The 527-nt window shown below is 64.5% G+C and carries 1 pseudogene; it reads right to left on the bottom strand.

Features of this window, described 5'->3' with window-relative positions:
• Window positions 1–527, bottom strand: a pseudogene (gene glmU, locus EN780_RS37225) (bifunctional UDP-N-acetylglucosamine diphosphorylase/glucosamine-1-phosphate N-acetyltransferase GlmU); the annotation flags it as partial.

Below are 527 nucleotides of genomic sequence, written 5' to 3'. Positions count from 1 at the left end.
GTCCCCGGCCGCAGCCGCGCGAACGGTCCCACCTCGCAGTTCTCCGCGATTGTGGCGCCCGTCATATGGCTGAAGGCATGGATCGTGGCGCCGGTGGAAATCTTGACGCCCAGGCCGAACCAGACATTGGGCTCGACCACCGTATCGGCGCCGATTTCGGTGTCGTGCGAGAAATAAACCGTTTCGGGCGCGATCAGCGTGACCCCCGAGAGCATCGCCTCGCGCCGCCGGCGCGCCTGCCAGATGCTTTCCGCCTCGGCAAGCTCGGCCCGGTTGTTGATGCCGAGCGCGCTCTCGAAACTGGCTTCCGTCGCCACCACATCGAGGCCTTTGGCACCGGCGATCTCGACGATGTCGGTCAGGTAGAACTCTCCCTTGGCATTGGCATTGCCGACCTTGTCGAGCAGCTCCAGCGCGCTCCTGCCGGCGACGGCCATCATTCCGGCATTGCAGAAACCGATCTTCTTCTCCTCGTCGGAACAATCCTTCTCCTCGCGGATGGCGACCAGCCGGCCGCCCTTCTCGAT

The sequence above is a fragment of the Mesorhizobium sp. M4B.F.Ca.ET.089.01.1.1 genome, assembly GCF_004022605.1.
Lineage (GTDB): Bacteria > Pseudomonadota > Alphaproteobacteria > Rhizobiales > Rhizobiaceae > Mesorhizobium > Mesorhizobium abyssinicae.
Note: the sequence above shows the minus strand (reverse complement) of the source record. Positions and strands in the feature narration are given on the sequence as shown.